The 12,309-nt window shown below is 65.7% G+C and carries 12 protein-coding genes; all 12 read left to right on the top strand.

The window, feature by feature from the left end:
- Positions 1-70: 70 nt before the first annotated feature.
- Positions 71-262 carry a ferredoxin gene (locus KDB67_RS00260; RefSeq protein WP_291010895.1) on the top strand — a complete coding sequence of 64 codons (192 nt, stop codon included), beginning with the start codon at positions 71-73 and terminating at the stop codon, positions 260-262.
- A gap of 97 nt (positions 263-359) precedes the next feature.
- Positions 360-1,253 carry a 3-oxoacyl-ACP reductase gene (locus KDB67_RS00255; protein WP_291010938.1) on the top strand — a complete coding sequence of 298 codons (894 nt, stop codon included), beginning with the start codon at positions 360-362 and terminating at the stop codon, positions 1,251-1,253.
- A gap of 82 nt (positions 1,254-1,335) precedes the next feature.
- Complete coding sequence (locus KDB67_RS00250; protein WP_040514235.1) at positions 1,336-2,103, top strand: ABC transporter permease; 768 nt, start codon at positions 1,336-1,338, stop codon at positions 2,101-2,103.
- Between the two features lie 3 nt (positions 2,104-2,106).
- Complete coding sequence (locus KDB67_RS00245) at positions 2,107-2,967, top strand: ABC transporter permease (RefSeq protein ID WP_291010893.1); 861 nt, start codon at positions 2,107-2,109, stop codon at positions 2,965-2,967.
- Between the two features lie 61 nt (positions 2,968-3,028).
- Positions 3,029-4,159: an MCE family protein gene (locus KDB67_RS00240; protein WP_291010933.1), complete on the top strand. Its 1,131-nt coding sequence runs from the start codon at positions 3,029-3,031 to the stop codon at positions 4,157-4,159.
- The gene (locus KDB67_RS00235) at positions 4,152-5,240 is read left to right on the top strand and encodes an MCE family protein (RefSeq protein WP_291010891.1); all 1,089 of its coding nucleotides are present in this window, start codon (positions 4,152-4,154) and stop codon (positions 5,238-5,240) included. The genes KDB67_RS00240 and KDB67_RS00235 overlap by 8 nt, the downstream gene beginning before the upstream one ends.
- Positions 5,237-6,535 carry an MCE family protein gene (locus KDB67_RS00230; RefSeq protein ID WP_291010888.1) on the top strand — a complete coding sequence of 433 codons (1,299 nt, stop codon included), beginning with the start codon at positions 5,237-5,239 and terminating at the stop codon, positions 6,533-6,535. Before KDB67_RS00235 ends, KDB67_RS00230 begins: the two co-directional genes overlap by 4 nt.
- 4 nt (positions 6,536-6,539) lie before the next feature.
- On the top strand, positions 6,540-7,835 hold the full coding sequence (locus tag KDB67_RS00225) for an MCE family protein (protein WP_291010886.1): 1,296 nt from the start codon (positions 6,540-6,542) through the stop codon (positions 7,833-7,835).
- Positions 7,836-7,846: 11 nt separating this feature from the next.
- Positions 7,847-9,163: an MCE family protein gene (locus tag KDB67_RS00220; RefSeq protein ID WP_291010884.1), complete on the top strand. Its 1,317-nt coding sequence runs from the start codon at positions 7,847-7,849 to the stop codon at positions 9,161-9,163.
- Positions 9,163-10,683 carry an MlaD family protein gene (locus tag KDB67_RS00215; RefSeq protein WP_291010882.1) on the top strand — a complete coding sequence of 507 codons (1,521 nt, stop codon included), beginning with the start codon at positions 9,163-9,165 and terminating at the stop codon, positions 10,681-10,683. The genes KDB67_RS00220 and KDB67_RS00215 overlap by 1 nt, the downstream gene beginning before the upstream one ends.
- 32 nt (positions 10,684-10,715) lie before the next feature.
- Entirely contained in the window at positions 10,716-11,555 is an 840-nt protein-coding gene (locus KDB67_RS00210; protein WP_291010880.1) for a hypothetical protein, read from the top strand.
- Positions 11,543-12,262, top strand: coding sequence for a hypothetical protein (locus tag KDB67_RS00205; protein ID WP_291010878.1), 720 nt, complete (start codon positions 11,543-11,545; stop codon positions 12,260-12,262). The genes KDB67_RS00210 and KDB67_RS00205 overlap by 13 nt, the downstream gene beginning before the upstream one ends.
- The last annotated feature ends 47 nt before the right edge of the window (positions 12,263-12,309 follow it).

Here is a 12,309-nt window from a genome sequence, read left to right as displayed (position 1 = left end):
TTCTGAAACACGTTCTAACGTGGATGTGTACAGCCCGTCAACTGATCCGCACCCGCGGAAGGAGTTCGAAATGCGAGTCAAGGCCGACTTCGACCTATGTGAGTCCAACGCCGTCTGTGTGGGGCTGGCCCCCGACATCTTCGACCTCGACGACGATGACTACCTGCAGATTCTTCACGAAGACGTGCCAGCCGAACATGAATCGGCGGTGCGGCAGGCGGTCGCCGGATGCCCCAAGGCGGCCCTGTCGATCGAGGAATGACCGAGCTGATTCGATGAAACCCCGAACACCCGACTGCGCTACTGTGCTAGAACAAGTTCTAGTTTGTGAGCGAGAGGGTGTTGCGGTGAGTACATCGCTGGGAAGCACGTCACTGGACGGCCGCGTCGCCGTCGTCACCGGAGCCGGTGGCGGCCTCGGCCGGGCCGAGGCAATCGGCCTGGCCGAGCGCGGCGCGACGGTCATCGTCAACGATCTCGGATCGTCGCTGGAACGCAGCGACGTGATCGACGTGGTCACGGCTGCGGGCGGCCGTGCGGTACCCGTCGCCGGCGACATCTCCGATTCGGCCACGGCCACCGAGATCGTGCGTACCGCCGTCGACGATCTCGGCTCGCTCGACATCGTCGTCAACAACGCCGGCATTACCCGCGACAAGATGCTGTTCAACCTCACCGACGAGGACTGGGATCTGGTCATAGCAGTGCACCTGCGCGGACACTTCCTGCTCACCCGCAACGCGGCCGCACACTGGCGCGCACTGTCCAAGCAGACCGGCGAGCCGGTCAACGGCTCGATCATCAACACCGCCTCGGAGGCGGCGCTGCTCGGACCGGCCGCGCAGGCCAACTACGGGGCCGCCAAGGCGGGCATCACCGCACTGACCGTCTCCGCGGCCCGCGGACTAGGGCGCATCGGGGTGCGCGCCAACGCGATCTGCCCGCGCGCCCGAACCCCGATGACCGCCGAGGTCTTCGGCGAGGCACCCGACGGCGCGGTGGACCCGCTGGCGCCCGAGCATGTGGTGCGGCTGGTTAATTTCCTCGCATCGGACGACGCCGAGAAGGTCTCGGGACAGGTCTTCGTGGTCTACGGTCCACAGGTGATGCTGATGGCGCCACCGACCGTCGAGGAGGTATTCGCGGCGGACGGGGACGCCTGGGATGCCGACGACCTGGCGAAGACGCTCGGTGAGCATTTTGCGGATCGTGACCCGGGCCGGATATTCTCAGCCCTCGACCTGATCAAGTGACCCAGACTGAGTGACCCACATCACGTCACAAGTGATAGGTTTCCTCTGATGTTCGTGGGGTGAAGGAGTACAGGTGGCTACTTTGTCGGTAGCGAAGCTAACGACACCGCTCGCGGGGGTGGGTGACTTCGTCGCCCTGGGGGTCGATTCGTTCCGTGAACTGTTCCGTCGTCCGTTCCAGTGGCGCGAGACCATCGAACAGTCGTGGGCGATCGCCCGCGTGTCGATGGTCCCCACCCTGCTGGTGGCGATTCCGTTCACCGTGCTGGTCAGCTTCACGCTGAACATCCTGCTGCGCGAGATAGGCGCCCAGGATCTGTCGGGCGCCGGCGCGGCCCTGGGCACCATCACCCAGATCGGTCCCATCGTCACCGTGCTGATCGTCGCCGGTGCCGGCGCGACCGCGATCTGCGCCGACCTAGGCGCCCGCACGATCCGCGAAGAGATCGACGCCATGAAGGTGCTCGGTATCAACCCGGTCCACCGACTCGTCGTGCCGCGTGTCATCGCCTCGACCGGCGTGGCGCTGCTGCTCAACAGCCTGGTGTGCACCATCGGCATCGGTGGCGGCTTCGTGTTCTCGGTGTTCCTGCAAGATGTGAACCCGGGTGCCTTCCTGGCCAACCTGACCCTGCTCACCGGCTTCGGCGAACTCATGATCTCGATGGTCAAGGCCGCCCTGTTCGGCCTGTTCGCCGGGCTCGTCGGCTGCTACCGCGGCCTGCATGTCAAAGGCGGCGCCAAGGGTGTCGGCGACGCGGTCAACGAGACCGTCGTCTACTCGTTCATGGCGCTGTTCGTCGTCAACGTCGTGGTCACCGCGGTGGGCCTGAAAGCAACCGCCGGCTGACCGATGGCAGACGCACAATTTCCCTACACCACCCGGCTCCGTGAGGCCCGCGTCGCGGCCAAACGCGCGGGCGAGGACTGGAACCAGATCGGTGACCAGGCGCTGTTCTACTGGGACGCGATCATCTCCATCCCCCGGGCGCTGCGCCTGTACAAGAAGGAGACTCTGCGGCTGATCGCCGAGATCTCGATGGGCACCGGCGCGCTGGCCATGATCGGCGGCACCGTTGTGGTGGTGGGGTTCCTGACCCTGTTCACCGGCGGCACCATCGCCGTGCAGGGCTATAGTTCCCTGGCCAACATCGGTGTCGAGGCGCTCACCGGCTTCTTCTCCGCGTTCATCAACGTGCGCATCGCGGTCCCGGTGATCTCCGGTATCGCCCTGGCCGCCACGATCGGCGCGGGTGCGACCGCGCAGCTCGGCGCGATGCGGGTCAGCGAGGAGATCGACGCTCTCGAGGTGATGGCGATCTCGTCGATCCCGTTCCTGGTGTCAACGCGGATCGTCGCCGGTCTGGTCGCGATCATCCCGCTGTACTCGCTGGCCTCCCTCGCCTCGTTCCTGGCCAGCCGGTTCGCCACCGTCTTCGTGTACGGCCAGTCGCCCGGCGTGTACGACCACTACTTCGACACCTTCCTGATCCCGTCGGACATCCTGTGGTCGTTCGTGCAGGCCATCGCGATGGCCGTCGCCGTGATGCTCATCCATACCTACTACGGCTTCAACGCCTCGGGCGGTCCGGTCGGTGTGGGTGTGGCTGTGGGTAATGCGGTGCGTGCGTCGCTGGTGGTGGTCGTGGTGATCACGCTGCTGACGTCGCTGGCGATCTACGGTTCCGACGGCCATTTCAACCTCGCCGGGTGATGCGAAGGTGAGTAACAAGCAGGTGCGTAGCAACGCCGTTCGCAAGACCGCGGCGCTGATCATGGTCGGCGGGCTGACCGCCCTCATCGTCGGTGCGGCCGGACAGTTCATGGGGTCGTTCAAGTCCACCGAGCAGGTCACCCTGCATTCGCCGCGGGCCGGACTGGTCATGAACTCCGACGCGAAGGTGAAACTGCGCGGGGTGACCGTCGGGCGCGTCAAGTCGGTCGGCGAGAGCGACGGTCAGGCGATCCTGAAGCTGGATATGGACTCCGACCAGATGTCGTCGATCCCGGCCAACGTGACGGCCGAGATCAAATCCAACACCATCTTCGGTGCGAAGGCGGTCAACCTGACGGTTCCCGAGGAAGGGCCCCAGGGCACACTGCGCCGCGGTCAGGTGATCGCCGCCGATCATGTGGTCGTCGAGCTCAACACCGTGTACCAGCAACTGGTCACCGTGCTCGCCGACCTGCAGCCGGACAAACTCAACGCCACCCTCGGCGCCGTCGACACCGCCCTGTCGGGGCGCGGCGACAAGGTCGGCAAATCGCTGATACAGCTCACCTCGCTGCTCGGCAAGACCAACAAGCATCTTCCGGAACTGAACCGGATGTTCACCGAGGCGGCCGCCGTCACCAACGTGTACGCCGATGTCACCAACGACTTGATGCGTACGGTCGACAATTTCACCGTCATCGGCAACAACCTCGTCGACAACTCGGCCAATCTCGACGCACTGCTCATCAATGCCACCGGCATGGCCAATACCGTCAACGGCGTCGTCGCGCCGAGCGTCGACACGCTGATCCGGTCGCTGCACGACCTGAATCCGGTGGCGCGACTGCTGGGCTATCAGTCGCCGGGCATCAAGTGCTTCATCAGCACCGCGGCGTCGGCCGGCGAGCTGGCCAGACCGTACATGGGCGACGACAAGCAGTTCCCGTTCCTCAAACTGGACGCGAGCATCATGCCGGGCAAGGACCCGTACCAGTACCCGTACGACCTGCCGCAGGTCCGCGGCGACGGACCGCCGACCTGTGAGACCGGTCTGAGCAATCCGTCGTCGACCGAGCACATGAAGTTCTACGTCACCGACAACGCCAACTACCCGTACCAACCGCGCACCAAACCGAAGGCCGATTCGACCAAGTTGTTCCAGCTCATGTTCGGGGAGCCGCCACGTGGCTGACTCAACCCGCAAGAACGATCCCGGTGCCAAGCGCGCCCGTGCCTTCCGCGCCACGATCATCAAACTCGGATCGTTCGTCGTGGTGATGGTGCTGGTGTTCGTCGCCCTGGTGGTGGTGTTCAGCAAGTACCGGTCGGGCTCGACACGCGAGTACACGGCCGTGTTCACCAGCGCGTCGGCGCTCAAGTCCGGCTCGTCGGTGGAGATCGCCGGCGTCGAGGTGGGCACGGTGTCGGATGTGTCGCTCAACCGCGACAATCAGGCCGTCCTCAAGTTCACCGTCGCCGACAAGTACAGCGTCCCCAAGTCGGTGAAGGCACTGATCCGGTACGAGAACCTCACCGGCGACCGCTACCTGGAACTGCGCCGCGAACCCGGTGCGGCCGGGCCGCGCCTGGCCGACGGCGCGCGGATTCCGGTGGAGCAGACGCAGCCCGCGCTCGATCTGGACAACCTCGTCGGCGGGTTCAAGCCGTTGCTGCGCAGTCTGAACCCGGACGAGGCCAACCAGCTCACCGCGTCGCTGATCGAGGTGTTCCAGGGTCAGGGACCCGCGCTCACCCACCTGCTCAAGAGCACCGCCCAGTTCACCGATTCGCTGGCCGACCGCGATCAGCTGATCGGCGACGTGATCGACAACCTGAACACGATGATCGGCACCGTCGAGGACGACAAGAAGGGCTTTGACTCCAGCGTCGACCTGCTGCAGCAATTGGTGACCGGACTCGCGTCGCAGCGTGATGTGATCGGTACTGCGCTTACCCAGACGTCCCAGCTCACCAACGGGATGGCCGACCTGCTCAGCACCACCCGGCCCGACCTGCAGAAGGTCGTGCACAACACCGGACGGGTCTCCGAGGAAGTACTCAAGGCCGAACCGTTCCTGCGGAACCTGCTGTCGCGGCTGCCCGAGGACTACAAGAAGCTGGCCAACCTGGGCAGCTACGGTGCGTGGCTGCAGATCTATTTCTGCCGCATCCGGCTGCTCATCGGCGGCCCGGGCAACACGCAGGTGTTCTACACCGCGATCGATGTGACCGGCGACAAGACGCAGGCGCAGGGGAGGTGCGCGCCGCAGTGAGCGAACACGAGACATCCGGGGAACACCAGGCACGGGGCGAGGGCCTGTTCACGGCAGCTCGCACCGAGTCCGACGAGGCCGACGTCGCGCGCACCACCAAGCGTGGCGGCCGCAGCCGTGCCGCTGTCGGCATGATCGGCATCGTCGTCGTGACGCTGGTGGTGGTCTCTGCGCTGCAGATGGACAAACTGCCGTACCTGTCGCCCGTCAGCACCTACAGTGCCTACTTCGACGACGCCGGCGGCCTGAGCACCGGCGACGTGGTGATGGTGTCGGGGGTACAGGTCGGCGCGGTCGAGGGCGTCAAGCTGGCCAAAACACCCGACGGAACCAAGGTCAAGGTGTCGTTCCGGATGAAGGACGACGTGGTCCTCGGCAATCAGTCGCAGGCGGCGATCAAGACCGAGACCGTGCTCGGGCGGCGCAACCTGACGCTCATCCCGCACGGCGGCGAACTGCTGCGGCCGGGCGACGAGATCCCGGCCGCACAGACCTCGGAACCGTACTCGCTGCAGGATGCGCTCGACACGACCGCGCACAAGCTCAAGGACACCGACACCGACCAGCTCAACGAGGCTCTGCGCACCCTCACCGACACGTTCGCCGAAACACCGTCGCAGGTGCGGGGCGCGGTCGACGGGGTGACGCGGCTGTCCAAGGCGGTCAACGATCGCGACGTCGCCCTGCGGCACCTGCTCGGCAGGGCCGACAGCGTGTCGTCGGTGGTGGCCAAGCGCAGCGAGCAGATCAACACCCTGCTGATCGACGCCAACAGCCTCGTCGGTGAGGTGCAGACGCGCCGGGCCGCGCTCGCCAAGCTGATCACCGGCGTCCGCGACCTCACCAAGCAGCTCAGCGGATTCATCTCCGACAACAACGAGCAGCTCAAGCCTGTACAGGAGAAGCTGCAGCGAGTGCTGACGGTGCTCACCGACAAGGAGCAGGACCTCAAGAAGACGATCGACCGGCTCGGACCGTTCGCCAACTCGCTCGGCGAGGCCGTCGCATCGGGACCGAACTTCGATTCGCTGGTGGGAATCCCCACGTTCGGCGACTACACGTCCTCGTTCATGAAGGTGCTGGCGCGCAAGTATCCGCAGGCCTTCGAGAGCTTCATCAAGTACACGCAGTTCCCGCCGCTGCCGTCGAACTGGGAGCTGGCACCGCCTGCGGGCTCCGACCCGAAGCGGCCGGCCGCGCCGTCGCCCACCTATCCGAAACCGGCACCGCCGACGAACACCAAGACGGTCGAACCGCCGGCGGCGACGCTGAGCCCGGCACGGCAGGGGGGCTGAGGGCATGGTGAGCATCAACAAACGCGGCGCCACCAAAACGGTGGTGATCGCGGTGGCGCTGGCCGCGCTCGCGGTGATCGCGCTCGGCGGCTACCGGTGGTTCAAAGCCGCCACCACCAACACCTACACCGCGTTTTTCCCGGTGGCGGCCAGCCTATACAAGGGCGATCCGGTGCGCGTGCTGGGCGTGAACGTCGGCACCGTCGACTCGATCACCCCGCGTAAGGGTGATGTGAAGGTCGTGCTGCGCGTCGACAAGGACGTCGACATCCCCGCCGACGCGAAGGCGGTGATCGTCGCCCAGAGCCTGGTGACGGGCCGATTCGTACAGCTCACGCCGGTGTTCTCCAGCGGCGAGAAGCTCGCGAACAATGCGACGATTCCGATGGAACGCACCGCCGTCCCGATGGAGTGGGACGACATCAAGGCGCAGCTGAGCAAACTCAGCGAGTCGCTCGGCCCGGAGACCGATGGCAAGGGCAGCGACATCGTCGACAGGGGCGCGGCCGCCGAGGCCGTCGACGTGCTGAACCGGAATCTGGACGGCAACGGCGAGGCCATCCGGCGCTCGGTCACCGAGATGTCCGACCTGATGGGCACGCTGTCGGCGAACCGCGGTGACCTGTTCGGCACCGTGCGCAACCTGCAGAAACTCACCGAGGCGCTGTCGCAGAGTCATGAGGAGCTGGTGCAGTTCAACGGCCGGATCGCGTCGGTGAGCCAGGTGCTCTCGGACAACGCCACCGAGCTCGGCGACGCGCTGGAGGGCCTGAGTTCGGCGGTGACCGATGTGAAGTCGTTCATCGACCGCAACGGCGCCGAACTCACCGAATCCGTCGGCAAGCTCGCCGATGCCACCAAGATCGTCGCCGACAAGGACGAACAACTGCGCGGGCTGCTGCATTCGGCGCCCAACCAGCTGGCCAACTTCCAGAACATCTACAACCCGCTGACCGGATCGCTGTCGGGTGTGTTCGGTCTCGGGATGGGCACCAACCTGATCACGCTGCTGTGCGGCACCATGGACTCGACCGCCCGCCCCGGAACCACCAAGGCCGACATCGACCACTGCGTCGACGTGCTGGCGCCGGTCGTGTCATCGATTTCGATGAACTATCCGCCGTTCCTGACCAATCCGGTGTCGGCGGCCACGGCCAAGCCGAGCCAGATCATCTACCAGAACGCCGACGTGAAGGCTCGGGCCCAGGCCGGTGTGGCCCGGATGGATGAGCAGACACGCAAACACAACAGGGGCAGCCCGCTGGAAAGCCTGCTCGTACCGTTCGGGGCTGCAGGATGACGCGCGGGAGCATGACTGCGCGCAGGAAACTCGCCGCTGCGGCTGCCGCGCTGGCCATGACGGTGACCGCAGCCGGCTGCACGTTCGACGGCGTCAACTCGCTGCCGGTGCCGGGTGCCCAGGGCACTGACGACGGCGCCTACACCATCAGCGCCCTGGTGCCGTCGGCGGCGGGGCTGGTCAACAACGCCCCGGTGCTGCTGGACGACTCGACCGTCGGCAGCGTCGGCGAGATGAAGGTCGCCGACGACTGGAACGCCGCGCTGACGATCCGGCTCAACCGCGGGGTGAAGGTCCCGCGGGGTTCGCACGTGATGGTCGCGATGACCAGCGCACTCGGGTCGTCGCATCTGGCGATCGTGCAGCCGGACAAACCCGAAGGCGGGTATCTGAGGGCGGGCGACCGGATCCCGCTTGCCGCGTGTCCCGAGCAGGCCAACATCGTCACCGATCCGTCGGTGCCGCAGGTTCCCGACGTCAACGCCGCCCAGCAGGTGGCGCTGTGCACCTATCCGACGACCGAGCAGGTGCTCAGTTCGCTGTCGGTGGTGCTCAACGGCGGCGGGCTGAGCCAGCTCGGCGACATCGTGCACGAGATGAGCGACATGCTCGGCGACCGCGGTAAGACGCTGAGCAAACTAATCCCGCGTCTCGACGACCTCGTGGGCGAGCTGAACGGACAGCGCGACAACATCATCGCCGCCACCGAAGGCCTCGACAGGCTTGCTGCCGCGGTCAACGATCAGCAGCCCACGCTGCGGCAGGCGCTGAAAGACAGTCCCGAGATCCTGCGGCTGCTCACCGATCAGCGCAAGAACTTCACCGATACGCTCGGGGCGATGTCGACGCTGTCGGAGACGGTCAACAAGGTGCTCAAGGCCAACAGCGACGACATCGAGACGATCGTGGCCAACCTCGAGCCGGCCATCGACCAGCTGCAACAGACCGGTCCGGCGCTGACCCAATCGCTGAACATCCTGCTGACGTTCCCGTTCTACGAGCCGACGATCCCCAAGATGATCAAGGGCGACTACGTCAACTCCGATCTCGTGCTGGACCTGACCCCGTCGCGACTGAGCAGGTCGATGTTCGTGACGGCCCGGTTCACCGGTCCCGAAGGAGTCGTCGGCAAGCCCGCCGCGGGTGCCAAACGCGGCCTCAACCCGTTCACCGCGCCCCTGGACGGCGGTGAGGTGCCCGACTCCCGCACCGGAGAATCCAAGAGGAGCGAGTCCCAGAAGACGACCACACAGAAGACGACCGCACAGAAGACCACCACGCAGAAGACCACCACGCAGAAGACCACGCCGCAGGGAGGTGAGCGCTGATGAGGATCACGCGATTCGTCCGCACCCAGTTGATCATCTTCGGTGTCATCACCGTGATCGCGGTGATCTCGATGGCGGTCTACTACATCCGTATCCCGTCGATGTTCGGGATCGGCAGCTACAAGGTCACCCTCAACCTCCCCAGCACGGGCGGGCTGTACCAGAACGCCAATGTCTCCTTCCGCGGCGTCAACGTCGGCAAGGTGACGTCGGTCCGGCTGACCGGTGACGGTGTCGCGGCGACCCTGGTCATCGACAGCGGCACCAAGATCCCGGCGTCGATGCCCGCGGCGGTGCGCAGCGTGTCGGCGATCGGTGAGCAGTACGTCGAGTTCGCGCCGGTCCGCGACCTGTCCGGCAACCGCGACAACCTCGACGACAGGGACGGGGACGGCAGGGACGGGGACGGCAGGGACGGAGACCGGGACGAGCAGGACACCGATACCAAGTCGGGTGCGGTTCTGCGCGACGGGTCCGTGGTGAGCAGCGACAACGTGCCGATGGAGATCGCGACGATGCTCGATCAGGCCGAGGCGCTGCTCGACAACATCGGCAGCAGCGGCCTGCGGACGCTGGTCGACGAGGCGTTCACCGCATTCAACGGCACCGGCGAACAGCTGCAACGTCTCCTCGATTCGATGGCGCTGTTCGTCGACGAGGCCGACAAGAACTCGCAACCGTTCGTCGACCTCATCGACCAGACGGGTCCGCTGCTGGCGACCCAGTCCCGTACGACCGGTCAGATCCGCGCGTGGACCCGCAACGTCACCAAGGTCACCGACCAGTTGCGCGCCAACCGGCCGGAGATCACCGACATCCTGCGCCGCGGGCCAGGCGTCGCGGAGCAGAGCCGGCAGCTGTTCGCCTCGCTCGACCAGTCTTATCCGCTGCTGGTGTCCAACCTCGGCGTGATCGCCCGCACTCAGGCGGTGTATCTGCCCAACATGCGGCAGATCGTGACCATCTATCCGCGGCTGATCGGGTCACTGATCACCGCGCTGAACACCGGGTCGGTGCGGTACGGCGCCAACGTGACGTTCGCGCTCGGCATCAACGACCGCGCACCGTGCAGTATCGGCTATCTGCCGAAGGACGAGTGGCGGTGGCCGTCGGAGCAGAACGCCCGTGAACTGCCGTCGGGCATGCTGTGCCGGGTGCCGCAGAACTCCAACATCGCGGTCCGCGGCGCACGCAACTATCCTTGCGTCGAGTTCCCCGGCCGGCGTGCCCCCACCCCGGCCGAATGCCGGACCGGGTACAAACCCGATCCCGGCACCAACGACGCGTTCCGCACCAGCGACGTCAAGATCGGACCGGCGTCCGTCCGTGGCGAGGTCGTTCCGGGAACACCGTCGAACGCGACCGATGAGCCGTCCGTGTACAGCACCACCTACGATCCGGTGTCGGGGGATTTCATCGGACCGGACGGTAAAACGTACAACGCGGGTACCGGTCAGCAGAAGCCAGGAGGAAGCGCCACTACATGGCAGAGCCTGATCAGCCGGACAGTGAATCCGTGACCTCTTCGGAGTCCGCGAATTCTACGGAATCCGTGACTTCGTCGGAGTCCGGGACTTCTGCGGAATCCGGGACGCCGTCGGCGGCCACGCCGGTGCGTCCCGTGCGCAGTGCACCGCTGCGCCGGGGCACCAAGAAACAGCCGTCGACGCCGGACTCGGATACGGCAGCCGAAACCACAGAGGACACCGCGGAAGCAGAGGCAGATGCCGCGGAAGCGGACGCCGCGGAAGCCGATACAGGTGAGGCCGATACAGGGGACCAGGAGAAGGGACCGGACCCATCCGAGCTTGAGCGCTCGCGCGGGTACCGTGACCGTCGGCTGCCCCGGACCAGATCGGCAGACACATCCAAGGACTCGGCCGTCGCCTATCGCGGCAGGTCGGTCGTGCCGCTGCGGGCGATCGTCCTCGCGGTAAGCGTCGTGGTGATCGTCGCCTGTACCGTCGTGGCCGTGCTGGCCGCCGTCGGCATCGCCAGGCACGACACGAAGGACCGGTTGCGGGCCGAGTATTCGGACTTCGCCTCGCAGGTCATCGTCAACTTGACCAGCTTCAGCCCGAAGACCACCGACAACGCGCTCAAGACGCTGGAGCAGCAGACCAGTGGCCGCGCCAGGACGCAGATCTCCGATTCGATCGAGCAGGTTACAAGTCTGGTCAAGTCCACCAATGTGGAGACCAAGACGACTGTGCTGTCGTCGGCGGTCACCAACGCGACCGCCGACGAGGGTTCGGTGATCATGGTGTACGGCTGGGAACAGCGTTCCCTCGACGGCAAGGCCGCGCCGGAGTATCAGACGTTCCGCTGGCGCGTCGACATGACCCGGATCAACGGCCAACTCAAGATGACGAACTTCGAGTGGGTGACCTAGTGCCGGCGGGAAATGCCCAGACAGAGACGACACTGCCTGAGAAGCTCGGCATCGTCAGCCGTCGGGGACGGCTGACGGCGGCCGTACTGGCCGTGCTGCTGGTGGCCTCGGCCGCCTCGGCCATCGTGCTCGGCGTGCGTTACCTCGGTGCCCGTGCCGACGAGCAGGCCCGTGACTCGGCGCTGTCGTCTGCCCGTGACTACGTGACGACGATGTTCGGATACACGCCGAAAAACGTTGCCGCACATGTCGAACGGTCCAGAAAGGTGGTGACCGGCGACGCGAAGGCGCAGTACGACAAGATCATCTCCGACACCAACCTGGTGGCCGAGGTGGGCAAGCAGAAGATCATCTCGGAGGTGATCATCCAGGATGCGGGCGTGGTCACGAGCACCCGCGACACCGCCACCGTGCTGCTGTTCATCAACCAGTCGGTGACCCGGGGTGGCAACGAGCTGGTCCAGATCAATCCGAGCCGCCTCACCTACTCGATGACCAAGGACGACGGCCGGTGGCTGATCAACTCGATCGACGTCATCACCGACGACTCATTCCGCGGCAAGGTGGAGGTGACCACCTCGGTGCCGTCCGGTGCGAAGCCGATTCCAGGACTGGGCCGCGATCCCGCTTCCAATAGTGCTCCGGCACCGACCCCGTCGGCCACACCGACGACACCGTCGGGGGAGGTTCCGGTACCCACGCCGTAGGCGGTATTAGCGCGCGGCCGTAGGCGGCATTCGCACGTGGGTGCCGA

The organism is Gordonia sp. (in: high G+C Gram-positive bacteria), assembly GCF_020438995.1.
Classification (GTDB): domain Bacteria; phylum Actinomycetota; class Actinomycetes; order Mycobacteriales; family Mycobacteriaceae; genus Gordonia.
The sequence above is the reverse complement of the archived record's forward strand: the minus strand, read 5'-3'. Positions and strand labels throughout refer to the sequence as shown.

What these genes read in the sequence shown, in the direction of transcription:
- KDB67_RS00220 (WP_291010884.1), top strand. Translation starts at nt 7,847, where the DNA reads ATGACTGCGCGCAGGAAACTCGCCGCTGCGGCTGCCGCGCTGGCCATG.
- KDB67_RS00215 (WP_291010882.1), top strand. Translation starts at nt 9,163, where the DNA reads ATGAGGATCACGCGATTCGTCCGCACCCAGTTGATCATCTTCGGTGTC.
- KDB67_RS00245 (WP_291010893.1), top strand. Translation starts at nt 2,107, where the DNA reads ATGGCAGACGCACAATTTCCCTACACCACCCGGCTCCGTGAGGCCCGC.
- KDB67_RS00260 (WP_291010895.1), top strand. Translation starts at nt 71, where the DNA reads ATGCGAGTCAAGGCCGACTTCGACCTATGTGAGTCCAACGCCGTCTGT.
- KDB67_RS00240 (WP_291010933.1), top strand. Translation starts at nt 3,029, where the DNA reads ATGGTCGGCGGGCTGACCGCCCTCATCGTCGGTGCGGCCGGACAGTTC.
- KDB67_RS00225 (WP_291010886.1), top strand. Translation starts at nt 6,540, where the DNA reads ATGGTGAGCATCAACAAACGCGGCGCCACCAAAACGGTGGTGATCGCG.